This window comes from Jiangella muralis, from assembly GCF_001270745.1.
GTDB classification, from domain to species: Bacteria; Actinomycetota; Actinomycetes; order Jiangellales; family Jiangellaceae; genus Jiangella; species Jiangella muralis.
Window position 1 is genome coordinate 23,737 of the sequence record NZ_KQ434754.1, and the last position, 24,670, is coordinate 48,406.

Consider the following 24,670-nt stretch of genomic DNA (forward strand, 5'->3'; position numbering starts at 1 on the left):
GCGGGCCACCGCCCCGCCCGGGTCGGTGGACGCGGCCGGCTCCGGGCTCGGCAGGACTGCTGTCACAGACAGGCCAGCCGCCCCGCGCGGTCCGGTTATTCCCGGCGGCGCCTCACTGGGCCATGTCGACGAAGCGGCTGTAGTGGCCCTGGAAGGCGACCGTGATGGTGGCGGTGGGGCCGTTACGGTGCTTGGCCACGATGAAGTCGGCCTCGCCCGCTCGCGGCGACTCCTTCTCGTAGGCGTCCTCGCGGTGCAGCAGGATGACCATGTCGGCATCCTGTTCGATGCTGTTGTGGGTAGCGACGCCGTCGGCGATGAAGTTGTGGGTGCCCATGACAGTGGCGTCGTAGACATCCTGTTCGCCGAGCGGCTCGATGGCGACGATCTCGTCCCAGAGGAGGTCGTTGGTGGCGTACATCTCCAGCTCGGCGCTGCCCAGCACCGTCGCCACCCGGCCGAGACGGTCGCGGCTCGGCGCGTGCTTCCACATCGTGCTGCCGCCGAACCGGGTCTTCATGGCCGCCGCGAAGGCACGGTGCGACATGCCCTGCTCGGCCAGGATGGTGCGAACGTCCTGCCAGACCTCGCGCGGCACGGTGTCGACGTTGGCGTTGGAGGAGCCGGATTCGAGGATGGTGAGCAGCCGCTCGCACCCCTCGGACCGGGCACCGTGACAGCCGATCTCGCGCAGGAACCGCAGTTGCTCGTCCCGGCCGGAGATGTCCAGGGTGTACTGCGGCCGGTAACCCGCCTTGGGCGTCGCGACCCGGAGGCGGGTCGAGATGCCGTAACGCAGCAGCAGCCGCGAGACGCCGTCGAGGAGGCGCCGGCTGGTGGTGGCGAAATAGATGCGTCCGGACCGGCCGTTGCGGTTCACCGTCACCGAGCCGTCAGTGGCCCACAGGTGCCGCAGGAACAGGGTGATCTGCGTTTTGGGCAGGCCGAAGACGGCATCAGGAACGAACTTCTCGGGCGAGCGCAGCCCGAACAACCCGAGCCCGTCGAGCCAGGCGGCGATCGGGTTCCGGCGCCCGTGCGTCAGGCGGTATGGCGCCGGTAGCCGCAGCGTCGTCACCCGCGCGGCGGCGTAGTCGTCGCGGACGGCGGTGATGCCGAAGTGCCGCGCGGCCTCGGTGACCGCGGCCAGGTTCTCCTCGTCGACAGACGCGTAGCGGATGGGCTGACGCCGGACGAACGAACCGTCGCCGATGAGATGGGCGAGCATGACGATCTCGGCGTCGGCCCACCGCTGCGTCACCAGTGGGCCGGGCACGTGCCGCGGCACGCCCAGCCGGGCACCCACCGAGAGCTCACCCAACGGCCGCCAGCCGTCATAGGTGAGGAACGGGTGGTTCGCCGTCGCGTCGATCTGCTTTCCCGAGGCGAGACGCAGACGGAAGGTCTCCTTGCGACCGCTCGGGAACGCATGCGTCATGGTGCGCGGGACGTAGCGGAGGCTGTCGTCGAGGCTCCAGACCGGGATGTCGCGCTCCCCCGACGCCAGCAGCGCACCGATGGTGATCTCGGCGCCGGTGTCTGCCCGCAATATGCGCGTCGACGCCGGCAAACAGCCGGATTCGCGCAGGTCGGACAGCATCGGCTTCTTGTCCTGGCGCTGCTCGGGGCCACGGTTCAGCTGGCTCATCGCGATGACGGGGACCTCGAGCTCCTTCGCCAGCAGCTTGAGCGCGCGGGAGAACTCGGCGACCTCCTGCTGGCGGCTCTCGACGCGCTTGCCGCTGGTCATCAACTGGAGGTAGTCGATGATGACGAGGCGGAGGTCGTTGCGCTGCTTGAGCCGCCGGCACTTGGCCCGGATCTCCATCATCGTCATGTTGGGCGAGTCGTCGATGAAGAGGGGCGCGCTGGAGACCTCGCCGGTGCTGCGGGCGATGCGGTTCCAGTCGTCGTCGGTCATCTGGCCGGAGCGCATGTGGTGCAGCGGGACCTTGGCCTCGGCGGAGAGCAGGCGCATGGTGATCTCGTTGCGGCCCATCTCCAGCGAGTAGACGACCGACGTCAGCCCGTGCTTGATGGACGCCGCCCGGGCGAGATCGAGGCCGAGGGTCGAGTTGTGCGTCGGGATGCAGGAACGACCGGCGAGGTAGAGGTGATCGGCGGCATCGACCTCGACGCAACGGACGGGAACGGACGGAACGGGACGGACGTCGACCACCATGCGGGCCGTCGGGCCGCTGCCGAGGCGCTGCCGCTGCCGCTTGCGCCGCAGCCGGAACACGGCATCGCGCGGTGTGAAGGTGATGCAGTAGGAGGTCGACGTGGCCTCGGAGCGTCCCTTGACGCGTTTGGTGGTCATGCTCGCCCGGTAGCCGAGCGAGTGGACGAGCTCGAGCGCTCCCTCGGCGAGCCGGCGGCTGGTGACGGCGAACTGCACGAGGCCGTTCTGGTTCACGTACCCGTCGGTGTCGAGCAGGCCGGCGAGAAGGTCGCGGCGCTGCTGGATCGACGCCCGCAGGTACTCCCGTGGGATGTGCTTGTCGCCGAGTACACCCATGGTCCGCAGCACTGCCTGGACCGTCCCGTGGTGACGGTGGCAGGCCTCGCAGCGTCGCAGCCCGGACGAGGGCCGGCCGCAGTCGGGACACGCCGGCGCGACGGCGACGCCGGGCAGCCCGCGCACCCGCCCGCCGCAACGCCGCCCGCAGGTGCGGACCTGGCTGGTCTTCGGCACGAACGAGGCACCGCAGACGACACACGAGCGCTCGGCGACCGGCGCGGGTTCGGGCATTCGCAACGAGTAGAGCCGGCCGCCCTGCGGCTGCACCCGCAAACCCGTACGCCGGATCTCCTCGGCGATCTCAGGATCGTCGGACGTGAACCTCGCCGCCGCGCTGTGGCCGTCGCCCAGCCACACACCGAGGGCGTACGCCGGCAGCGGGAGATCGCGGTCGGGCAGGTCGAACGCATCGGCCAGCCGCACCGCATGGTTCAGCCGCCGGTCACCGCCCGCGCAGCGCAGCGTCGCGGCCAGCTCCTCCGTCGTCACGATGCCCGGGTGCTCCGCGGCGGCCCAGCTGCCCACCGGGCGGGAGACCCGGTGCGCGAGTTCACTGAGCAGCAGTCGGCGCGAGTACGTCGGGACCGCGGCCCGGTGCGGCGCCGGCGCACCGGCCCTGACCGCCTGGACGGCGCCGTGGATGGCGTGCCGGAACTCGGCGCCGACCTCGGCGACGGCCTCCGCGGCAGTGACGAGATGGTCGGCCTCGGTCTCGGCACGGGTGGCTATCGCGCAGGCCCTGGCCACGGATGCGTCCGGCCAGTAGAAGCGGGGTGACCGTCGCTCGCCCGCCGCTCGCCGGCCGGCCCGGGTGGTCGTGGCCCACTGGTGCTGGGCGTCGGCCACGATGACCGTGCCGTCGGAGAACTCGACCTCGTAGCAAGGACGATCGGTCATGACCTCGGTCGCGGCGACGACCTTGGTGGGCCGGCCGTCGGCGCCGATGAGCAGGTCGCCGACCCGGACCTCACCCATGGTCGTCCAGCCCGTCGGCGTCGGCAGTGGCGTGTCCAGCGCCAGTGCCTTGCCGACGGCCGGTCGCGCGGCCAGAATCACGAGCTGACCAGGGTGAAGACCGTTCGTCAGCGCGTCGAGGTCGGTGAAGCCGGTGGGGACGCCGACCATCTGGCCGCCGCGCGAGCCGATGGCCTCGATCTCGTCGAGCGTGCCCTCCATGATCTCGGAGAGCGGGTGGTAGTCCTCGGACGACCGCTTCTCGGTGATGGCGTAGATCTCGGCCTGGGCGCGGTCGACGATCATGTCGGCGTCGCCGTCGTCGCTGTAGCCCATCTGGGTGATGCGGGTGCCGGCCTCGACGAGGCGGCGCAGGACGGCGCGCTCGCGGACGATCTCGGCGTAGAAGCCGGCGTTGGCGGCCGACGGCACGGAGGAGACGAGGGTGTGCAGGTACGGCGCGCCGCCGACCCGGCCCAGCTCGCCCCGCTTCTGCAACTGTGCCGCGACGGTGACGGCGTCGGCGGGTTCGCCGCGGCCGTAGAGGTCGATGATCGCCTCGTAGACGGCCTCGTGCGCCGGCCGGTAGAAGTCGTTGCCGCGGATGATCTCGACGACGTCGGCGATGGCGTCCTTGGACAGCAGCATGCCGCCCAGCACCGACTGCTCGGCGGCGACGTCCTGGGGCGGCGTGCGGCCGTAGTCGACGGGGGCTTCCTCCCGCCGATCCGGCAGCTCCGCGACGCTCACGCCCACCCCTTCGTCACCGGCTGGTCATACATATGTTCTAACAGCCAAGGGCTGTTTGGCGAACCTATGGCCCGCTTCGGCGCGTCGCCAAGTCGGTGATCCACAGGGGCTGTGGACCGGCTGTGGAGACGCCGCGTAAACGATCATCCCCAACTGTGGACAACCCTGGGGACGGCGGCCCGGCCGGTTGTTCACAACGCCGACGAAACGACAGGTCACACGCGAGATTCTTCGTCCACCGGGTGTGGACGGAGATCCACAGAGCAAGATCTCAAATGGCGAGACGATGGTCACGCGAGGACAGGTGTCACCCCTACCGTCGGTGCTGCCATGATTCGACATCCGTTCCGCCGGCACGCGGCCGACGGCGAAATCCTGCGGCTCGCGCTGCCCGCCCTGGGCGCGCTGGTCGCCGAGCCGCTGTTCCTGCTGACCGACTCCGCCATCATCGGGCACCTCGGCACCCCCGAGCTGGCCGGCCTCGGCATCGCGTCGACGGTGCTGGCGACGCTGGTGAACGTGTCGATCTTCCTCGCCTACGGGACGACGGCCGCGGTGGCCCGGCGGCTGGGCGCGGGCGACCAGGCCGGCGCGCTGCGCTCGGGCATCGACGGCTGCTGGCTGGCCGTGCTGATCGGCGTCGCGACGGTGGCCGCCGGCTGGCCGCTGACGCCGTGGGTGGTGTCGCTGTTCGGGCCGGGCGACGACGTGGCCGGGTACGCGGAGACGTACCTGCGGATCAGCCTGCTCGGCATCCCGTCCATGCTGCTGGTGCTCGCCGCGACCGGTGTCCTGCGCGGCCTGCAGGACACGAGGACGCCGCTCTACGTCGCGGTGACGGGGGCGGTCGCGAACGTCGTGCTGAACGTCGTGCTGGTGTACGGGCTCGGCCTCGGCATCGGCGGCTCGGCGCTGGGCACCGTCCTCGCCCAGACCGGCATGGCCGCCGTGTTCATCCGGGTCGTCGCGCGCGGCGCCCGGCGGGCCGGCGTCGGGCTCCGGCCGGACGGGCGCGGCGTCGCGCAGGCGATCGGGGCCGGCGTCCCGCTGATCGTCCGGACGGTCGCGATGCGGGTCGCGCTCATCGTCATCACCGTCGTGGCGGCCGGGTTGGGGACGGCGGAGCTGGCCGCGCACCAGGTGGCGTTCACGACGTGGACGCTGCTGGCACTGATCCTCGACGCGGTCGCGATCGCCGCCCAGGCGCTGGTCGGCCGGGCGCTCGGCGCCGGCGACGTGGACGGCGCGCGGTCGATCACCCGGCGCATGGTGCAGTGGGGCGTGCTGTCCGGGTTCGCGCTCGCCGTGCTGCTGCTGGCGATCGGCAACGGTTACGCGCGGCTGTTCACGCCGGACGCCGAGGTGCGGTCGCTGCTGTTCGCCGCGCTGGTGGTGGCCGCGGCGATGCAGCCGATCGCTGGGTGGGTGTTCGTGCTCGACGGGGTCCTGATCGGCGCCGGCGACGGGCGCTACCTGGCCTGGGCATCAGTGCTCTCGGTGGTGGCGTTCCTGCCGGCGGCCTGGGCCGTCTCCGTCGCGGACGTGTCCGGGCAGGCCGGCCTCATGTGGCTCTGGGGCACGATCGGCCTGTGGATGCTGGTGCGGCTGGTCACGCTCGCGCTCCGGGAACGCAGCGACACCTGGATGATCACCGGCGCGGTCCGCTGAGCGGTGGCGACGGGGTCAGGCCCAGCCGTGCTTCGCGGCCTGGAAGCCGAGCTGCAGCCGGGTGTCGGCGCCGGCGGCGTCCATCAGGGCCCGCACCCGCCGCTGCACCGTCCGCAACGACATGTCCAGCATGTTCGCGATCGCCTGGTCGGTCAGCCCCGCCAGCAGCAACCCGAAGATCCGGGCGTCGAGGGTGGTGAGCCCGGACGGCGGGCGCTCGGCCAGCGCCCCGCCGGTGCCGAGGACCAGCGGGACCGCCTCGTCCCACACCTTGTCGAACAGCGCCATCAGCGCGTCGAGCAGCCCGCTCTGGTGCACGAGCAGCGCGCCGATGGCCCGCGCCTCACCGGACACCAGCGGCACCAGCGCGATCTGCCGGTCGACCACGAGCAGCCGGATCGGCACCACGGGCGCGACCCGCACCTCTTCGCCGTCGGCCAGGGCGGCCTCGGCGGCGGCCGCGAAGCCGGGGCGGTCGAACGCGGCTCGCTCGAGGACGACGCGGAAGCGGACGCCACGTTCGACGGCAGCCTCCTCGGCGGTGTTCTCCTCGCCGGAGATCGCGACGACCTCCGCTTTCGTCAGGCCGAGCACCTCGGACCGGGCCGACGCCTGCAGCTGCATGAACCGTTGCGCGACGGCCTGGGCGCCGTAGACGACGTCGACCACGTCGCCGACGCTGCGGTCGGATTCGGTGCGCCGGTACGCCTCGGTGAGCGCGGCGATCTCGACCTCGGCGCGGCGCAGCTCCTCCTGCCGGTCGACGACGAGGGCGGCCAGGGCGACGGACGGCGGCGACGCGACGTAGTGCTCGGGGCTGGCGCTGGACCGGGCCGCGAGGCCGCGGCGCTCCAGTGACGCCAGCGCCGTCGCCGCCTCGCCTGGCCGCAGACCCAGGCGTGCGGCCAGGGCGGCGACGTCGGTGGACGGCACCTCGACCAGCGCGCGATAGGCGGACTCCTCCACCTCACCCAGCCCGAGCACATCGAACACGATGCCTCCTCTACCCGCAGGTCGTCGCTGGCGGATACCGGTCATGACGCATTCGCGCCAGTATGCATTGTCCCGAATCGTGGCAGATTTACGAATGTTCCGTCTCCCTCCCGAAAGCGGGGCCGAACCGTGCCTGCTCTCCGCCGCATCGCCGCCGCGCTGACCCTCGCGCTGGCCACGCTCCCGCTCTCCGGCCAGGCCGCCGCGCCCGCGGACGATCCGCCGGCGACGCCGCTGCCGCAGCTCCCGGACGGGGTCGAGGCCGGCGGCGTCCGCACCGTCACGCTGATCACCGGCGACGTCGCGGTGCTGACGTACGGACGGGGCGACGCGCCGGCCGTGCGGGTGCAGTCCGACGATCCCGGCGGTTACGACGTGCGCACCGAGGGCGACGACGTGTACGTCATCCCGGCGTCGGCCGAGCAGGCGCTGACCGAGAACCGGGTCGACCGGCAGCTGTTCAACGTCACCGGCCTGGTCGAGCAGGGCCTGGACGACGCGTCGACCGGCAGCATCCCGCTGATCGTCACCTATGCCGGCGGCGCCGCAGCCTCCCGCGGCGCCGCCCTGCCCGCCGGGACGGAGCGGACGGCGAGCCTGCCGTCGATCGGCGCCGACGTCCTCGACGCCGACAAGGCCGCCACCGAGTCCGTCTGGAACGCCGTCGTGCCGCAGCCGACGGCGTTCGGCCGGCAGGTGGAAAAGATCTGGCTGGACGCTCGGGTCGCGCCGGTGCTGGACGAGAGCGTCCCGTACGTCGGCGCGCCCGACGCGTGGGCGGCCGGGTTCGACGGCGCCGGCAGCACGGTCGCCGTCCTCGACACCGGCATCGACGCCGAGCACCCGGACGTCGCCGAGGCGCTCGTCGTGGCCGAGAACTTCACCGACAGCCCCGACGTCGTGGACCGCGACGGCCACGGCACCCACGTCGCGTCGACGGTGCTCGGCTCCGGGGCGGCGGCCGGCGGGAGCTACCGCGGCGTCGCGCCGGGCGCGGGCCTGCTGGTCGGCAAGGTGCTCGGTGACGATGGCTTCGGCGAGCTGTCGTGGATCATCGCCGGCATGGAGTGGGCCGTCGAGCAGGGCGCCGACGTCGTCAACATGAGCCTCGGCAACAGCGAGCTGGGCGCCTGCGACGACCCGATGGTGCAGGCGGTCGACGCGCTGTCGGCGGCGTCGGACACCTTGTTCGTCATCGCGGCCGGCAACCTCGGCGGCCCGGCCGAGACCGTCACCAGCCCGGGCTGCGCCGCCAGCGCGCTGACCGTCGGCGCGGTCGACCTCAACGACGCGACGGCGAGCTTCTCCGGCCGCGGGCCGGTCGCGGTGACGCGCGCCGTCAAGCCCGACATCGCCGGGCCGGGCGTGGACATCACCGCCGCCCGCGCCGGCGGCCGCGGCGACGCCGCCTACACGAACATGAGCGGCACGTCGATGGCGACCCCGCACGTCGCCGGCGCCGCGGCCGTCGTCCAGCAGGCACACCCGGACTGGACCGGCGAGCAGGTGAAGGCCGCCCTGCAGAGCACGGTCCGCCCGGACAACGAGACCGACGTCTACGACCAGGGCGCCGGCATCCTCGACGTCGCGACGGCGGCGACGGCGCAGCTCAGCGGCCCCGGCACGGTCGACCTCGGCACGCTGGCCTGGCCGCACGACCCGTCTGAGGCGGTCACCACCGACGTCGTCTACACGAACACCGGCGGCGCCGACGCGACGCTGACCTTCACGCTGGACGCCCGCGGCGAGAACGGCGCCGCGCTGCCGGACGACGCGACGACGCTCGGCGTGACGACGCTGACGGTCCCGGCCGGCGGCACCGCTGCGCTGCCGGTCAGGTTCGACCCGTCGGTCCTCGACTACGGGCACTACGGCGCCGTCAGCCTCCGGCTGGTCGCGCGGGCCGGCGACGCCACCGTCGTCACCCCGATCGGCGCGTACGCCGAGCCGCAGCAGGTCGACGTCACGTTCCGGGTGCTCGGCCGCGACGGCCAGCCGGCCGGCGACGCCAGCACGCTGGACGTGTTCGACCTGGACAGCATCGCCGCCCAGCGGGTCAGCCTCGACGGCGCCGACGTCACGCTGCGGCTGCGCGCCGGCACGTACTCGATCGCCGCGACCGTCGCCGTCACCGACCCGGAGACGTTCCAGGTCACCGAGGCGGCGTTCCTGGCCGAGCCGGAACTCGACCTGCTCGGCGACCGGACCGTCACGCTGGACGCGCGCCGCGCGCTGCCGGTCAAGGTGCGCACCGACGAGCCGATGCGGATGCACAGCGGCAGCGTGTCCTACGCCCGCATCGTCGACAACTGGATCCTGTCCAACACCCGCTACTTCCGCGCCAGCCTGGACACCCTGTACCTGGGCCGGATGGCCGACGTGGAGCGCGGCGACTTCGACGTGACGGAGTCGTGGCTCTACACGACGCCCGACGGCGCCGCCGAGCCGGCCGACTACCACCTGGTCTACCCGCACACCGGGAAGATCACGACGCGCGACGTCAACCACCGGGTCGAGCAGGACCGGCTGGCCCGCATCGACTCGACGTACAACACGCCCGGCGCCCCCGACCAGTACGCGCAGTACCTCGACGCCTACAGCGCTCAGCGGGAGGCGTTCGTCCCGCTCGGCGACGTCGTGGAGTTCGCGGCGCCCGGCACCCGGACGGCGTACGTGACCGCGGACGTGCCGGTGCGCCAGACCGTGATCCACCCCGACGGCACGCGGTGGTACTGGGGCACGCCGATGTCGTCGGCGACCCGGCCGCTGGCACCGGGCAGCCGCACCGCGGAGACCTGGTACGGCGCCGGGCTGCGGCCCGCGGTCCCCGCCGACGCGCTGGGCACGTACGACCCGTCCGGCCGCGTCGGGAACATCATCTGGACCAACCTCCCGGCGTGGGCGGACAGCCAGCCCGGCCACTTCGCGTGGAACGGGCTCAACGACCTCGGCAACATGGAGCTGTTCGCCGGCGGGCAATCGCTGGGCGCGTGGGGCTTCTACGGCCAGGGCCAGTGGGACGTCCCCGCCGCCGCTACCGACTTCGAACTGGTCTACGACCTCGTCCGGTACGACCGCAGCTTCTCGACCTGGACGTCGCCGCTGTTCACCCAGACCAGCTGGCGGTTCACGTCGTCGGCGGCGGACGGTGGCGCGCTGCCGCTGCTGTTCCCCACGTATGACGTCGAGGTCGACGGGCAGAACCGGGCCGCGGCGGTGGACGGCTACCGCGTCGAGGTCGGCGTCGAGGCGACCCCGTCGTACGATCACGGCTCGCTCACCGGCGCCGCCGCCTGGGTGTCCTACGACGACGGCGAGACCTGGGCCGAGGTGCCCGCAACGCTGGACGGCGACACCGTCGTCGCGACCGTCGACAACCGGCCGGCCGCCGGCGGGCACGTCTCGGTCAAGGTCGAGCTGACCGACGCGAACGGCGTCGGCGTGACCCAGTGGACGCGGCGCCTCTACGGCGTCGTCTGAGGGCGGCTACCGGACCGGTCGGGGTACGCCTGCGACACTGGCGGCGATGGATGTCTTGACGTTCCCGATCGTGGCGACCTTCTCGGTCCTGACCGCGCTGGTCTTCGGGCTGATCGCGCAGCGGCTGCTGGGTGTGCGGCTCGGGCTGTTCCGACTGCTGCTGACCGGCGCGTTCGCGTTGTTCGTCGGGCCGCTGATCATGTTCGCGCTGCTCGACCAGTTCACCCTGTCGCCGGACGGGCTGACCGACGATCGCGAGGGCGCGGTCGCGTTCTGGTTCGCGCTGCTGGCCGCCGTGCTGACGATCCTCGCGTCGATGGTGCTGCTGGTCATCATCGAGGCGTTCGTGCCGATGGGTTCGCTGCCGCCGGCACTCGTGTGGGGCCGCGGGCTGCTCGGCCGGCTGCGCCGCACCCGGCGGTACTGGCAGATCATCGGCATCGCGATGCGGCACGGCCTCGGGTCGTACCTGCGTGGCACCCGCGACCGCACCCTGGACGCCCCGTCCGGACGGGCGCAGCTGGGCCGGGCGCTGACGAACACGCTGAACGCAGGCGGCGTCACGTTCGTGAAGCTCGGCCAGATCCTCGCCACCCGCCGCGACGTGCTGCCCGCCGAGGTGGCCGACGAGCTGGCACGGCTGCAGGACGACGCCGCGCCGGTGCCGTGGCCGGACATCGAGAAGGTCATCGTCGCGGAGCTGAACGCGCCGGTCGAGGACGTCTTCGCCGAGTTCGACCGCGAGCCGCTGGCGGCCGCATCCGTCGGCCAGGTGCACGTCGCCCGGCTGCACAGCGGCGCCGAGGTGGTCGTCAAGGTGCAGCGGCCGGGCATCCGGCCGGTGGTCGAGCGCGACCTCGACATCGCCGCGCGGCTGGCCGCGCGGCTGGAGTCGGGCACCCGGTGGGGCCGCCGCATGGGCGTCCGCCCGCTGGCGGCCGGCCTGGCCGAGGCGATCCGCGAAGAGCTGGACTACCGCATCGAGGCCGAGAACATCACCGCCGTGGCGATGGCGCCGAGCCGGCAGCCCGACGTCGTCCTGCCCGAGCCGCACCTCGCGCTGTGCACCGAGCGGGTGCTGGTGATGGACCGGCTGCAGGGCACGCCGCTGAACCGGGCCGACGTCGTCATCCGGCAGCACGACTTCGACCGTGACGCGCTCGCCACCACGCTGCTGGACTGCCTGCTGCGGCAGATCGTCCTCGACGGCATCTTCCACGCCGACCCGCACGGCGGGAACATCTTCCTGCTCGACGACGGCCGGCTCGGGCTGCTCGACTTCGGCTCGGTCGGACGGCTGGACGGCGCCCTGCGCGACGCGCTGCAACGGCTGCTCGTCGGCGTCGACCGGGGTGACCCGCTCGCCGTCAGCGACGCGCTGCTGGAACTGGTGCCGCGCCCGGACGAGATCGACCAGCAGCGGCTGGAGCGCGACCTCGGCCGGTTCATGGCCAGGCACACGTCCGGGACGCCCAGCACCGGCGTCCGGATGTTCGGCGACCTCTTCCGGGTGGTCGCCGACCACGGCCTGGCCATCCCGCCGGAGATCGCCGCGGTGTTCCGCGCGCTGGCGACGGCCGAGGGCACGCTGACCCGGCTCACGCCGCGGTTCGACCTCATCGGCAGCGCCCGCTCGCTGGCCAGCGGCTACGTCGAGGAGCAGTACGGACCGGAGCATCTCAAGCGGGCCGTCACCGAGGAGCTGGCGGCGCTGCTGCCGATCCTGCGCCGGCTGCCGCGACGGGTCGAGCGCATCGCCAGCGCCGCCGAGCACGGCCGCCTGGGCATCAACATCAGGCTGCTCGCCGACGAGCGCGACCGCGCCGTGCTGACCACCATGCTGCACGAGGTGCTGCTGACGTTCCTCGCCGCGACCACCGGCATCATGGCCGTGCTGCTGATCGGCACCGGCGGCGGGCCACAGCTCACCGACGACGTCGGGCTGTACGAGCTGATCGGCTACAACATGCTGGTGATCAGCGCGATCCTGGCGCTGCGGGTGCTGGCGCAGATCTTCCGCCGCGGCTGACACCCTCTAGCGCTCTCATCCATTCCGGGTGAGTCCACCGCGCCGTAGGCTGCCTAGCGTCGGGGCATGGGGCGCCACGAGGACACCTACGACGACCGCTACGGCAACTCGTTCCTGCAGCGACCGGCGCCGGACGATCGGCTGCCGCAGCAGGGCATGCCGGCCATCGACGCGATGCGGCTGCTCGGCGAGGAGCTCGTGCTGGACGGCATCCCGATGCGTAACCTCGCCACGTTCGTGACGACGTGGATGGAGCCGGAGGCGCAGCGTGTCATCGCCGACAACCTGCACCGCAACTACATCGACCACGCCGAGTACCCGCAGACGGCGCTGATCGAGCAGCGCTGCATCCGCATGCTGGCCGACCTCTTCCATGCGCCCGGCCCGACCACCGGCACCCGCACGCAGGGCTCGTCCGAGGCGATCATGCTCGGCGCGCTGTCGCTGAAGTGGAAGTGGCGGAAGCGGCGCGAGGCCGCGCGGCAGAGCACCGACCGGCCGAACCTGGTGTTCGGCGGCGACGTACACGTCGTCTGGGAGAAGTTCTGCCGCTACTTCGACGTCGAGCCGCGGATCATCCCGCTGCGACCGGACCGCCTCACCATCGGCCCGAGTGACGTCGAGCCGCACGTCGACGAGAACACCATCGGCGTCGCGGCGGTGCTCGGCACCACGTTCACCGGGCACTCCGACGACATCTCCGGCATCAACGACCTGCTGGTGCGGCTGCGCGACGAGAAGGGGCTGGACGTCCCGCTGCATGTCGACGCGGCCAGCGGCGGGTTCGTGTGGCCGTTCCTCTACCCGGACACGAAGTGGGACTTCCGGCTGGAGCAGGTCCGCTCGATCAACGTGTCCGGGCACAAGTACGGCCTGGTCTACCCGGGCATCGGCTGGCTGGTGTTCCGCGGCGCCGACGACCTCGCCGAGGACCTCGTCTTCTACGAGAACTACCTGGGCAAGAGCGACGCGACGTTCACGCTGAACTTCTCCACCGGCGCCAGCATGGTGCTCGCGCAGTACTACAACTTCGTCCGCTACGGGCACGACGGCTACCGCGCGATCATGCAGACGATGCAGACCAACGCGCAGGCGCTGGCCAAGCGGATCGTCGACGCCGGCGACTTCGAGCTGGTCGGCCATCCAGACGCGGAGCAGCTGCCGCTGGTGGCGTTCCGGCTGGCCGGCGAGCACGACTACGACGAGTTCGACGTCGCGGGGCAGCTGGCCGGCGAGCACGGCTGGATGCTGCCGGCGTACACGCTGCCGCCGAACGCCGACCACGTGACGATCATGCGCGCCCTGGTGAAGCAGACCCTCGGCCGCTCGCTGGCGGACACGCTGGCCGACGACCTCGCGCACGCCTGCACGACGCTGGACGCGAAGGGCGGGCTGCACGAGCGTGAGCGCCGCCGGGTGAAGTCCGGAACCGGCTACTGATCGGCCTTGCGGGCCAGCGCCGCCTCGAGCCGGTCGACCTTGCCGGTGATCTCGCCGGTGTGGCCTGGCCGGATGTCGGCCTTGAGCACCAGGCTGACGCGGTGACCGTGCCGGCCGACCGCCTCGCAGGCGCGCTTGACGACGTCCATGCACTCGTCCCACTCACCCTCGATGGTGGTGAACATGGAGTCGGTGCTGTTCGGCAGCCCGGAGGCGCGGACGACGGCGACGGCGTCGGCCACCGCTTCGGACACGGACTCGCCGGTGCCGGACGGTGCGACGGAGAACGCGATGAGCATGCCGTCATCGTAGGCCGCAGTCCGCGCAGCCGCCGCGGCGGCGCAGCTAGTACGCCAGCGTCCCCCAGCCCAGCGCCACGCCCCACACCGGCCACAGCAGCGCCGGCCCGACGGCGGCCCAGTCGTCAGCGGTGATCATGCCCTCCTCCAGGCTGCCCTTGATCAACCCCAGCCCGCCCGACAGCACGAGCACCGCCACCAGCGACGCCGGGACGACGGCCAGCCCGACCGGCACCCGGCGGCCGCGCCACACCGGGATCCAGCGCGGGAACACCTCGCCCCACCGCTGCACCAGCCCGAGTGTCAGCGCGGTCCCCACCAGCGCGAACGACGCCAGCCAGGCGCCGGCCCAGAGCGAGCCGTCGGCCATGCCGTCCGCGTGCAGGTCCGCGTCGATGCCCAGCGGGAACCCCGCCACCCAGATCCACCGGGTGACGGCGTACAGCGCCGGGATCGCCGCCGCCACATAGACCGCCGGACGGGCCCAGCGCAGCACCGTCGCCACCGCCGCCGACCGGTCCGGGCGTCCGCACCGCGCGCAGCTGCCGACCGTCCGCCGGGCGTAGACGACGGTCGCCGCCGCCCACAGGAACCCGCCGGCCAGCGCGATCACCTGGTGCAGGTGCTCGACACCGAGCGCGTCGCCGACCTGCGCCCGCATCTCCGCGTCGAACGGCGCCTTGAACAGGATCATCGGCAGGTACCCGGCGACGGCCAGAATCCGGGTGTCCGGCACGACCACCAGCAGGACCGCCGTCAGCGTGCCGCCGAGCCCGACGGCGAACCGCCGCCACCAGCGCGGCACCGGTGCGCCGGGACGGTAGCGGGCCATGACGGCGCCAGTGCCGGCGGCCGCCAGCGCGACCGCCGCGAACAACGGCGCGCCGACGTCGGCCGGCACACCGCCGAGCAGGGACAGCTGGCGGTCCGGGTCGGCCCGGCCCACCGGGAAGCCGGCGCCGGTGAGCGTCCAGCCCAGCGCCGTCAGCCCGTAGCCGAGCGCCCACAGTGTCGCGGCCCACGGCGCCCACTCGGGCCAGCGGCGCAGCACGCCGGTGCGCGGCGCCGGACCCACGGTCGTCATCGTCGAGTTCATGCTCCGACCTTCGCCCGTGGACGGCGGCCGCGGCCTCCCGCCGCCTGGTGAACCGCCTACCCCGTAAGGGGGATTCAGCGCGGGCTGATGAAGCCGGACTCGTAGGCGGCGATGACGGCCTGGGTGCGGTCGCGGACGCCCAGCTTCGTGAGCACGTTGCCGACGTGCGTCTTCACCGTCTCGACGCCGACGACCAGCTCGGCGGCGATCTCGGCGTTGGATTTCCCGGCCGCCACCAGCCGCAGCACCTCGGCCTCCCGCTCGCTCAGCCCGGCGCCGGCCAGCGCGTCGCCGCCGTTGCCACCGTGCGACGCGGCCAGGCCGCGGATGGCGGCCGGGAACAGCAGCGAGTCACCGCGGGCCACCGTCCGGACGGCCTGCACGATCTGCTCCGGCCGGGCCCGCTTGAGCAGGAACCCGTGTGCACCGGCGCGCAGCGCCTCGTACACGTAGTCGTCGTTCTCGAAGGTCGTGACGACGAGGATGCGCGGCGCGTCGTCACGGCGGCTGAGCAGCCGGGTCGCCTGGATGCCGTCGACCGCGGGCATCCGCACGTCCATCAGCACGACGTCCGGCCGGGACCGCGTCACCAGCGGCCCCACCTCCGCGCCGTCGGCCGCCTCGTCGACGACCCGCAGGTCCGGCTCGGCGTCGATGATGGCCCGCAGACCGGCCCGCACCAGCGGCTCGTCGTCCACCAGCAGCACCTTGATCTCGTCCCCTTGCGGGACTTGCCTCCGCATGGGACCTCGCGGTCGGCTCTGAGCCTGGGTCTCGTCCGTCACCGCGCCTCCCGTCCCGGCAGCTGCACCCGCACCCGCCACACCCCGTCCGCGGCCTGCGCGGACAACTCGCCGCGCAGCAGCCGCACGCGCTCTCGCATCCCGCGCAGGCCGCGGCCACCGTTCGCCCGCGACGACGGCGGCGCGCCGTCCGGCAGCGGGTTCGACACCTCGATGTCCAGACCGTCCGCCGTCGCGGCGACCCGCAACCGGACCGGCAGCTCCGCCGCGTGCCGGGCCGCGTTCGTCAGGCCCTCCTGGACGATGCGGTACGCCTCGCGCGACAGCGCCGGCGGCACCGCGGCGAGGTCGCCGTCGACCGTCGCCTCCAGGTCCATGCCCGTGGCCCGGGTGTCGTCGATCAGCCGGGGCAGGTCGGCGAGCGTGCGCTGCGGCGACGCGCCGCCGTCCGGGGCCGTGCCGCCCGCGCGGAGCACACCCAGCACGTGGTCGAGGTCCTCCATGGCGGCGCGGCCGGCCTCCTCGACCGCGACCAGCGCGCGGCGGGCGAACTCCGGATCGGTGTCGAGCACCCGGCGCGCGGCGGCCGCCTGCAGCGTCGTCACCGTGAGGGCGTGCCCGACGGAGTCGTGCAGGTCGCGGGCCAGCCGGTTGCGTTGGGCGAACTCGTGCGCCTGAGCCTCCATGGCCAGCCGCAGCTCGGCCGGCGACGGGCCCAGCAGCAGCGGCGCGAACCATGCCAGCAGCGCGCCCAGCCCGGCCACCAGGTACGCCGTCGCGACGACCAGCCCGAGACCGAGCAGCACCGCCCACGCCCCGCCGACGTCGTCGACGACCACCAGCCCGGTGGTGTCGGCGCCGTCGTCGAACCCCAGCCCGCGCACCACCAGCATGACCGCAGTCGGCGCCGACACGAGCACCGCAGTCATCGCGGCGCCGCCGCTGAGCAGGTGCAGCACGTACCAGCCGGCGCCGAACAGCCGGCTCTCCCACGGCGGGTCGGCGGCGGGGTCGGGCAGGTCGACGTCGAGCAGGCCGCGGGTCGCGGTGATCTCCAGCGCCCGCATCGCCGGCAGGAACGGCGGCACCGTGCCGATGACGAACGTGACCGCGGCCAGCACCCCGGCCGGGACGTAGGGTGTGCCCGGCTCGGTGAACAGCTGCACGAACGCGACGATCAGCAGCACGTACGGGAGCACGATGACGCCGCCGAGTAGCAGGTGCACGCCCCGGCGGACCAGCCGGCGCCCGGCGAGCGGCGCGACGACGGTCCGGAGCACTCCCACGCCCCCGATTGTCGCAGGCGTCGTCAGGGCAGCGTGCGCTCGCCGTCGTCGCCGGGCAGCATCGACAGCGCCACCGCGCAGGCGGCGTCGAAGATCTCGTCCGTGGTCGCCTCGGCGTCGCTCATGATCATCGGTGCGCCGTGCAGCGCGAAGAACGCCATGCGCCCGCACAGCTGCACCGGCAGCGGGTCGCGCGGGTCGACGACGAAGTCGAGCAGCACCCGCATACGCCCGCGCAGCGCCTCGCCGCACTGGTGCGCCCGCAGCGCGGGCTGGTTCTCCAGCAGGAACCGCAGCAGCGGCGTGCCCTGCCCCCGAATCGCCTTGGCGTACCGCTCGATCAGCTCGCGCCGGCTCTCGGCCGTCGGCTGCTGGCCGCGGGCCCAGTCGACCACCTCGTCGACCGCCGTCAGCAGGTCGTCGACCAGGCTCTGGACGATGTCGTCCTTGCTCTTGAAGTAGTAGTAGAGCGACGCCTTCGTCATGCCGAGACGCTCGGACAGTTCGCGCAGCGACGTCTTGTCGTAGCCCTGCTCGGCGAACAGCTCCAGCGCGACGTTCTGGATGCGCGTTCGCGTGCTGCGCGGGTCTCGGTCGAGCATGGGACTCCGTCATCGTGGGGGGTCGTGCAGTGAACGTACCCAGATGTGGGAAAGGTTCCACGTCAACGACCTGGTGCAGACGCACGAAGGCCCGCGGTCCGGCGTGCTGCCGGCGCGCGGGCCTCGCGGTGGGACGAATCAGGCCGGGACGACCTCGAGCGCGACGTTCGCCGCGACGTCGGGGTGCAGGCGCACCGTGACGCTGTGGGTGCCGACCGTCTTGATCGGGCTGCGCACCTCGATGCGACGCTTGTCGATGGCCGGGCCACCGGACGCCGTGACGGCCGACGCGATGTCGGCCGAGGTGACGGCGCCGAACAGGCGGCCGGAGTCGCCGGCCTTGGCGACCAGCTTGACGGCTGTGCCCTCGAGCTGCGCCTTGACCGCACGAGCGGAGTCGAGGTCGGCGAACTCGCGGGCCGAGCGGGCGCGGCGGATGGAGTCGATCTCCTTCTGCCCACCCTTCGTCCACGCCATCGCGAAACCACGCGGCACGAGGTAGTTGCGGCCGTAGCCGTCCTTGACCTCGACGACGTCACCGGCGGCACCGAGCCCCGGCACTTCCTGGGTGAGAATCAGCTTCATGGCGTCCTCTCCCCTCAGCGAGCCGTCGAGGTGTACGGCAGCAGCGCCATCTCGCGGGCGTTCTTGATGGCCGTGGCGACGTCACGCTGGTGGCGCGTGCAGTTGCCGGTGACGCGACGGGCCCGGATCTTGCCGCGGTCGGAGATGTACTTCCGCAGCAGCGAGGTGTCCTTGTAGTCGACGTAGTCGACCTTGTCCTTGCAGAAGGCGCAAACCTTCTTCTTCGGCTTGCGCAGCGGGGGCTTTGCCATCGTGGTGCTCCTCCTTCGGGGAGCCCGGTCGCCTCGCTGGCCGCGGCTGACCGGGATGGGTTGACGGGCGCGTTCCCCAGCGGGGCGGCCTCCAGAGCCGCCCCGGAACGCTGATTACGTGGTGATCAGAACGGGGGTTCGTCGGACGACGGACCGGCCGGAGCAGCGCCCCAGGGGTCGTTGCCGCCGCCGCCCTGCTGCGGCGCACCGCCGCCGCCGGACGGGGTGGCCCACGGGTCGTTGCCACCGCCGGCAGGAGCGCCGCCGCCACCGAAACCGCCGCCGCCACTCGAGCGCTGCGTCTTCGTGACCTTGGCGGTGGCGAAACGCAGGCTCGGGCCGATCTCGTCGACCTCCAGCTCGACGACCGTGCGCTTCTCCCCCTCGCGGGTCTCGTACGAGCGCTGCTTGAGCCGGCCCTGAGCGACAACACGCATGCCGCGCTGCAGCGACTCGGCGACGCTCTCGGCCGCCTGCCGCCACACCGAGCACCGCATGAACAGCGCATCGCCGTCCACCCAGGTGCTGGTTTCGCGGTTGAACGTGCGCGGCGTGGACGCAATGGTGAAGTTCGCGACCGCGGCGCCGCTGGGCGTGAAGCGAAGCTCAGGGTCGTCGGTCAAGTTGCCGACGACCGTGATGACGGTCTCGCCTGCCATGGGTGGTCCCTCTCAGTGGGCTTCCGGCCGAACGACCTTGGTACGCAGCACCGTCTCGGAGAGTCCGAGCTGGCGGTCGAGCTCTGCCACGGTGTCGGCCTCGCACGTGACGTCGAGCACCGCGTAGATGCCCTCGCTCTTCTTGCTGATCTCGTACGAGAGCTTGCGGCGGCCCCAGATGTCGATCTTCTCGACCGAGCCACCGGACTCGCGTACGACCCCGAGGTACTGCTCGAGGCTGGGCTGCACGGTGCGCTCCTCGGACTCGGGGTCCAGGATCACCATGACCTCATAGCGACGCATGCCGGATCACCTCCTGTGGTCTTCGCGGCCACGGTCTCTCCGTGGCAGGAGGGCTGAACGTCGTTGGCCCGGTCGGATGCACACAGGTCCGTGCACGACCAGGCCGCAGGCAAGGTTACCAGCGATGAGCCGAAACGCCGATTCCGTCATCCACAGGGGTTGACCTGCACTCACGAACCGTCAGAAATCGGCTCCGGCCTCCAGCCGCTGCCGCAGCAACCGCTCCAGCGGCATCGACTCGCCGTCCCGCGCGCCGACGCCCACCTGCAGCGGCGGATCGGACGGCGCGATGCGCACGCCGGCCAGCCGCGACCGCGCCGACCGGGGCACGTCCAGCAGGTAGAACGCGCCGTCCTCGCCGACCGCCATCGCCCGGTTGCGGCGGACGTACCAGCCGCGCAGGCCGGTCTTGTACCGGACGGCGCCGTCGGCGACCCGCGCCCGCAACGGCCCCGGCGCGATGCCGGCGGTCGTCATCGCCGCGACGAAGTCCGCGACGATCGCCTTCGCCCGCTCCGTCTCGGCCGCCTGCTTGCGCGCCAGCGCGTCGGCATGCGATTGGAGGGCCTCCCGCCGCTGCTCCCGCCAACTCCCCTCACCACTCACCCCTGCACCCTACGAGGGCGTGTGCTGCTCAGCCGTGCCGCCACCGCGCCGAACTCTGTCGGCCCCGCGCGGTAGCGTCTGGAGCATGGCTGAGCAGCGCATCGGAGCCCACGTCAAGCAGGGCGATCCGATCACGACGTCCAAGGGCACCGGGGCCGGCGCGGTGCAGATCTTTCTCGGCGACCCGCAGGACTGGAAGGCACCGAAGCTGGCCCATCCGGGCGGCGCCGAAGGGCTGAAGGCCGACGCCGAGGCGGCGGGGCTGACGGTGTACGTGCACGCGCCGTACGTCGTCAACGTCGCCACCACGAACAACCGCATCCGCATCCCGAGCCGCAAGATCCTGCAGCAGCACGTCGACGTCGCGGCGCAGGTCGGCGCGGCCGGGCTGGTGGTGCACGGTGGTCACGTGCTGAAGGACGACGACCCGCAGAAGGGCGTGGACAACTGGCGCAAGGCGGCCGAGCAGCTCGACGCGAAGGTGCCGGTGTTCATCGAGAACACCGCTGGCGGCGACTACGCCATGGCCCGCAAGCTCGACCGCCTGGCCGCGCTGTGGGACGCCGTCGGCGAGTTCGGGTTCGGGTTCTGCCTCGACACCTGCCACGCGTTCTCGGCCGGCATCGCGCCCGAGGACATGGTGGAGAAGACGCGGGCCATCACCGGGCGCATCGACCTCGTGCACGCCAACGACAGCCGCGACCCGTTCGACTCCGGCGCCGACCGGCACGCCACCATCGGCACCGGCAGCATCGGCGGCGAGGCCATCGTCGCGGTCATCGAGGCGGCGGGCACCGACGCCATCGTCGAGACGCCGGCCGAGGGCCAGGACGCCGACGTCGCCTACCTCCTCAATCACTTCAAAGCCGGGTGACCGCGGACGGCGACAGCAGGCAGGCCGGGGGCAGGCCGCCCGCCCGCAGACCAGCGAGGCCGGTGTCCGGCCGGACTCACCGCGCAGCCGGTCGGCAGACCCCCAAGCGGTCAGGCGTCGACGTGTGGCCGGGCCCGGGCCGCCTCCGCTACGCCGGCGACGGCCTCGGGCCGCACGGTGTCGCGGACGATGCGCAGCGCCTCGGTCAGCGCCTCCAGTTGCTCCGGCGTCAGCAGGCCGGTGTACCAGCGGTCGACGTCCTCGATGTGGTCGGCGACGGCGGCCGTCACCCGCTCGAGGCCGGTGTCGGTGAGCACGGCCCAGGTGCCGCGGCGGTCGGTGTCGCAGCTGGCGCGCACCACCAGCCCGGCCCGCTCCAGCCGGTCGACCACGCGGGTCACGCCGCTGGTGGTCAGGCTCGTCTGCGCGGCGAGGTCGCTCATGCGCAGTTGGCAGTTGGGTGTGCGGCCCAGCCGCAGCAGGATTTCCAGCTCGTTCTCGGACAGGCCGTGGCGGCCCAGGCGGGCGGCGAACTTGTTGGTCAGCCCCCGGTGCACCTCGACGAGCAGACCGACGGCGGTGAGCCGGTCGTCGTCGATGATTCGCGTCGTCGCCATAGATGCTGATGCTAACAATGGTTGACGGCGCAAAATATTGAATGCTGAAGCACATTCGTCAGAGAAAGGGCAGGCCATGGCCGAGGCGCACATCGCCCGCAACGTGCACCCGTGGAACGGGCTGACCGTGCCGGCCGCCGGCGTCTTCACGCTCGACCCCAAGCACGCCGACGTGACGTTCGCCGTCCGGTACCTGATGCTGACGCAGATCAGGGGCCGGTTCGACGACATCCGGGCGACGCTGACGCTCGGCGAGGACCCCACCGCGTCGCAGGTCGAGGTCGTCGTCGGGACGGCCAGCCTCGCCACCGGCGAGGACGACCGCGACCAGCGGCTGCGCTCGCCCGACTTCTTCGACGTCGCCGAGCACCCGGAGCTGACGTTCCGGTCCACCACGATCGCTCACGTCGAGGGCAACGAGTTCGTGCTGGCCGGCGACCTCACCATCCGCGGCACCACCCGGCCGGTGGAGTTCCGGGCCAGCTTCGACGGCGTCGGCTTCGACCCGTGGGGGGCGCAGGTCGTCGGGCTCAGCGCGCGCACCGAGATCGACCGCGAGCGCTGGGGCCTGACGTGGAACCGGGCGCTCGAGACCGGCGGCGTGCTGATCGGCAAGACGGTCGTGCTGGAGATCGACGCCGAGTTCACCCGACCGGCCCAACCGGACACTCCCGGACGTTCGTGATCGTTCTCGGGTCCGCACGCGAACCGGGTACCCTCGCCCCGTGACACGCTCCTCCGCCCTCACCGTCCGAGAGATCACGAGCGACCAGCATCTCGCCGCGATCACCGAGCGGCCTTCGGTCAGCTTCCTCCAGACGCCAGCGTGGGGTGTGGTCAAGCGCGACTGGCGGTCCCGCTCCGTCGGCTGGTTCGACGGCGACAAGCTGGTCGGCGAGGCGCTGGTGCTGTACCGCAAGGCGCCGCGGGTGCGCCGCTATCTCGCCTACGTCCCCGAGGGCCCGAGCATCGACTGGGACGGCGTCTCGGCCGCCGGTGACCTCCAGCGCTGGCTGGCCCCGCTGGTCGAGCACGTGAAGGCGCAGGGCGCGTTCGGCCTCCGCATGGGGCCGCCGGTGGTGGGCCGCCGCTGGTCCAACGCCACCCTGAAGAACGCCCTGGCCGACCCCGGCGTGGCCCGGCTGCGCGACGTCCCGGCCGACGAGACCACCACCACGGGCACCGCCCTGGCCGAGCAGCTGACGGCGCTGGGCTGGCGCCCGCCGGCCGAGGTCGACGGGTTCGCCGCCGGCCAGCCGCGGCACGTGTTCCAGCTGCCGCTCGAGGGCCGGTCCGAGGACGACGTCCTCAAGGGCTTCAACCAGCTGTGGCGGCGCAACATCAAGAAGGCCGACAAGTCCGGCGTCGTCGTGTCGCTCGGCACCAGCGCCGACCTGCCGGAGTTCCACCGCATCTACGCCGAGACCGCCCAGCGCGACGCCTTCACGCCGCGCCCGCTGTCGTACTTCGAGGGCATGTGGGCCGCGATGACGGGCGAGGCGCCGGAGCGGCTGCGGCTCTATCTGGCGCACCACGAGGGCGACCTCGTCGCGGCCGCCACCATGACCCGCGTCGGCACGCACGCCTGGTACTCCTACGGCGCCTCGACGACGACCAAGCGCGACGTCCGCGGCTCCAACGCGATCCAGTGGCGGATGATGTGCGACGCGCTGGCCGAGGGGTGCGCCGTCTACGACCTGCGCGGCATCACCGACACGCTGTCCGAGGACGACCCGCACGCGGGCCTGATCCGGTTCAAGCTGGGTACCGGCGGCCACGCGGTCGAGTACGTCGGGGAGTGGGACCTGCCGATCTCGCGCGTCCTCTACTCTGCCTTCGACCTGTACATGAAGCGCCGGAGCTGACTCCGTTGTCCCTGACCCTGCACATCGCCGCCGATCAGTGGCGCGGCCGGGTGCGCCGCTACGTCCAGGACGCCTCCGCCGCCGGCGTCACCGTCGTCCCGGTCACCAAGGGCAACGGCTACGGCTTCGGCAACGCCGTGCTGGCGGCCGAGGCGGCCCGGCTGGGGGTGGCCACGCTCGCCGTCGGCACCTACGAGGAACTGCCCGCCGTCACCACCGAGTTCGGCGGTGACCTGCTGGTGCTGTCGCCGTGGCGGCCGTGGCTGGCCGGCGCGATCGGCGACGACCGCGTCGTCCACACCGTCTCGCGGCTGGAGGACCTGCGCCAGCTGGCCGCCGGCGCCGCCCGGCCGCGGGTGGTCGTCGAGGTGCTGACCAGCATGCGGCGGCACGGCATCGACCCCGGCGAGCTGGCCGAGACGGCGAAGCTGCTCGACGACGTACGGTTCGAGGGGTTCGCGCTGCACCTGCCGCTGGCCGGCGACCACGCCGCTGAGGCGACGACGCTGGCCCGGCGGGCGTTCGAGGCGGTCCCGACGGCGGCGCGGACGGTCTGGGCGAGCCACCTGAGCGCCGAGCACGCGGCGGCCGTGGGCCGCGACACCGACGCCGAGGTGCGGCTGCGGGTGGCGACGGCGCTCTGGCTCGGCGACCGCTCCGGGCTGACCCCCCGGGCGACGGTGCTGGACGTGCACCGGGTGCGACGCGGCGAGACGTACGGCTACCGGCAGCGCCGGGCCCGCCGCGACGGCTCGATCGTGGTGGTCGCGGGCGGCACGGCGCACGGCGTGGCCCTGCAGGCCCCGGTCGCGGCGAGCTCGCTGCGGCAGCGGGCGACGGCGCTGGCCCGCGGCGGCCTGGAGGCCGGCGGCCGGTCGCTGTCGCCGTTCCGCGTCGCCGGTAAGCAACGCTGGTTCGCCGAGCCGCCGCACATGCAGTGCTCGATGATCTGGCTCCCCGCCGATGTCGAGCCGCCCACCGTCGGCGACCAGCTCGACGTCGAGGTGCGCTTCACCACCACCACCTTCACCCACCTCGCCTGGGACTGA

Annotated in this window: 21 protein-coding genes; 8 read left to right on the plus strand and 13 right to left on the minus strand. The window is 72.5% G+C overall.

What is annotated here, in order from left to right:
• Nucleotides 1-112: 112 nt before the first annotated feature.
• The gene (locus ACW62_RS08295) at nucleotides 113-4,225 is read right to left on the minus strand and encodes a replicative DNA helicase (RefSeq protein WP_053204009.1); all 4,113 of its coding nucleotides are present in this window, start codon (nucleotides 4,223-4,225) and stop codon (nucleotides 113-115) included.
• 330 nt (nucleotides 4,226-4,555) lie between these two features.
• On the opposite strand from ACW62_RS08295, the gene ACW62_RS08300 reads away from it, so the two are divergent.
• Nucleotides 4,556-5,893 carry an MATE family efflux transporter gene (locus ACW62_RS08300; RefSeq protein ID WP_053203645.1) on the plus strand — a complete coding sequence of 446 codons (1,338 nt, stop codon included), beginning with the start codon at nucleotides 4,556-4,558 and terminating at the stop codon, nucleotides 5,891-5,893.
• 15 nt (nucleotides 5,894-5,908) lie between these two features.
• Here ACW62_RS08300 and ACW62_RS08305 read toward each other — a convergent pair whose 3' ends face one another.
• Nucleotides 5,909-6,886, minus strand: a complete 978-nt coding sequence (locus ACW62_RS08305; protein ID WP_157574535.1) for a helix-turn-helix domain-containing protein — start codon at nucleotides 6,884-6,886, stop codon at nucleotides 5,909-5,911.
• Between the two features lie 129 nt (nucleotides 6,887-7,015).
• Here ACW62_RS08305 and ACW62_RS08310 point away from each other — a divergent pair, with 129 nt between their 5' ends.
• From ACW62_RS08310 to gad, 3 genes are all read left to right on the plus strand, one after another.
• On the plus strand, nucleotides 7,016-10,366 hold the full coding sequence (locus ACW62_RS08310) for a S8 family serine peptidase (protein WP_053203647.1): 3,351 nt from the start codon (nucleotides 7,016-7,018) through the stop codon (nucleotides 10,364-10,366).
• 46 nt (nucleotides 10,367-10,412) lie between these two features.
• Entirely contained in the window at nucleotides 10,413-12,395 is a 1,983-nt protein-coding gene (locus tag ACW62_RS08315) for an ABC1 kinase family protein (protein ID WP_053203648.1), read from the plus strand.
• Between the two features lie 66 nt (nucleotides 12,396-12,461).
• Nucleotides 12,462-13,835, plus strand: a complete 1,374-nt coding sequence (gad, locus tag ACW62_RS08320; RefSeq protein WP_053203649.1) for a glutamate decarboxylase — start codon at nucleotides 12,462-12,464, stop codon at nucleotides 13,833-13,835.
• On the opposite strand, the gene ACW62_RS08325 is transcribed toward gad, so the two are convergent.
• From ACW62_RS08325 to ACW62_RS08370, 10 genes are all read right to left on the minus strand, one after another.
• Nucleotides 13,829-14,134: a thiamine-binding protein gene (locus ACW62_RS08325; protein WP_053203650.1), complete on the minus strand. Its 306-nt coding sequence runs from the start codon at nucleotides 14,132-14,134 to the stop codon at nucleotides 13,829-13,831. The two genes, gad and ACW62_RS08325, sit on opposite strands and share 7 nt — an antisense overlap.
• A 46-nt stretch (nucleotides 14,135-14,180) precedes the next feature.
• A complete protein-coding gene (locus tag ACW62_RS08330) occupies nucleotides 14,181-15,230 on the minus strand; it encodes a hypothetical protein (RefSeq protein WP_083459498.1) in 1,050 nt (349 codons plus the stop codon).
• A gap of 74 nt (nucleotides 15,231-15,304) precedes the next feature.
• Nucleotides 15,305-15,973 (minus strand): response regulator, encoded by a 669-nt coding sequence (locus ACW62_RS08335; protein WP_053203651.1) that lies wholly within the window; start codon nucleotides 15,971-15,973, stop codon nucleotides 15,305-15,307.
• Nucleotides 15,974-16,011: 38 nt separating this feature from the next.
• A complete protein-coding gene (locus ACW62_RS08340; RefSeq protein ID WP_205629224.1) occupies nucleotides 16,012-17,259 on the minus strand; it encodes a sensor histidine kinase in 1,248 nt (415 codons plus the stop codon).
• Between the two features lie 23 nt (nucleotides 17,260-17,282).
• Nucleotides 17,283-17,861: a TetR/AcrR family transcriptional regulator gene (locus ACW62_RS08345; protein WP_053203653.1), complete on the minus strand. Its 579-nt coding sequence runs from the start codon at nucleotides 17,859-17,861 to the stop codon at nucleotides 17,283-17,285.
• Nucleotides 17,862-17,999: 138 nt separating this feature from the next.
• On the minus strand, nucleotides 18,000-18,446 hold the full coding sequence (rplI, locus tag ACW62_RS08350) for a 50S ribosomal protein L9 (protein WP_053203654.1): 447 nt from the start codon (nucleotides 18,444-18,446) through the stop codon (nucleotides 18,000-18,002).
• 14 nt (nucleotides 18,447-18,460) lie between these two features.
• Nucleotides 18,461-18,697: a 30S ribosomal protein S18 gene (rpsR, locus tag ACW62_RS08355; protein WP_026877935.1), complete on the minus strand. Its 237-nt coding sequence runs from the start codon at nucleotides 18,695-18,697 to the stop codon at nucleotides 18,461-18,463.
• 125 nt (nucleotides 18,698-18,822) lie between these two features.
• Nucleotides 18,823-19,356, minus strand: coding sequence for a single-stranded DNA-binding protein (locus ACW62_RS08360; RefSeq protein WP_053203655.1), 534 nt, complete (start codon nucleotides 19,354-19,356; stop codon nucleotides 18,823-18,825).
• A 12-nt stretch (nucleotides 19,357-19,368) separates the two neighbouring features.
• Nucleotides 19,369-19,659: a 30S ribosomal protein S6 gene (gene rpsF, locus ACW62_RS08365; protein ID WP_053203656.1), complete on the minus strand. Its 291-nt coding sequence runs from the start codon at nucleotides 19,657-19,659 to the stop codon at nucleotides 19,369-19,371.
• Between the two features lie 180 nt (nucleotides 19,660-19,839).
• Nucleotides 19,840-20,265, minus strand: a complete 426-nt coding sequence (locus ACW62_RS08370) for a hypothetical protein (protein ID WP_053203657.1) — start codon at nucleotides 20,263-20,265, stop codon at nucleotides 19,840-19,842.
• A gap of 85 nt (nucleotides 20,266-20,350) precedes the next feature.
• Between ACW62_RS08370 and ACW62_RS08375 the strand changes: the two genes are divergently transcribed.
• Nucleotides 20,351-21,139, plus strand: coding sequence for a deoxyribonuclease IV (locus ACW62_RS08375; RefSeq protein ID WP_053203658.1), 789 nt, complete (start codon nucleotides 20,351-20,353; stop codon nucleotides 21,137-21,139).
• A gap of 110 nt (nucleotides 21,140-21,249) precedes the next feature.
• Here the strand turns inward: ACW62_RS08375 and ACW62_RS08380 are convergent, their stop codons facing one another.
• On the minus strand, nucleotides 21,250-21,756 hold the full coding sequence (locus ACW62_RS08380; RefSeq protein ID WP_053203659.1) for a MarR family winged helix-turn-helix transcriptional regulator: 507 nt from the start codon (nucleotides 21,754-21,756) through the stop codon (nucleotides 21,250-21,252).
• Between the two features lie 76 nt (nucleotides 21,757-21,832).
• Between ACW62_RS08380 and ACW62_RS08385 the strand changes: the two genes are divergently transcribed.
• The 3 genes from ACW62_RS08385 to ACW62_RS08395 are packed head-to-tail and all read left to right on the plus strand — an operon-like array spanning nucleotide 21,833 to nucleotide 24,670.
• On the plus strand, nucleotides 21,833-22,441 hold the full coding sequence (locus tag ACW62_RS08385; RefSeq protein WP_053203660.1) for a YceI family protein: 609 nt from the start codon (nucleotides 21,833-21,835) through the stop codon (nucleotides 22,439-22,441).
• A 40-nt stretch (nucleotides 22,442-22,481) separates the two neighbouring features.
• Nucleotides 22,482-23,621, plus strand: coding sequence for a lipid II:glycine glycyltransferase FemX (locus ACW62_RS08390; protein WP_053203661.1), 1,140 nt, complete (start codon nucleotides 22,482-22,484; stop codon nucleotides 23,619-23,621).
• Nucleotides 23,622-23,626: 5 nt separating this feature from the next.
• The gene (locus tag ACW62_RS08395; RefSeq protein ID WP_053203662.1) at nucleotides 23,627-24,670 is read left to right on the plus strand and encodes an alanine racemase; all 1,044 of its coding nucleotides are present in this window, start codon (nucleotides 23,627-23,629) and stop codon (nucleotides 24,668-24,670) included.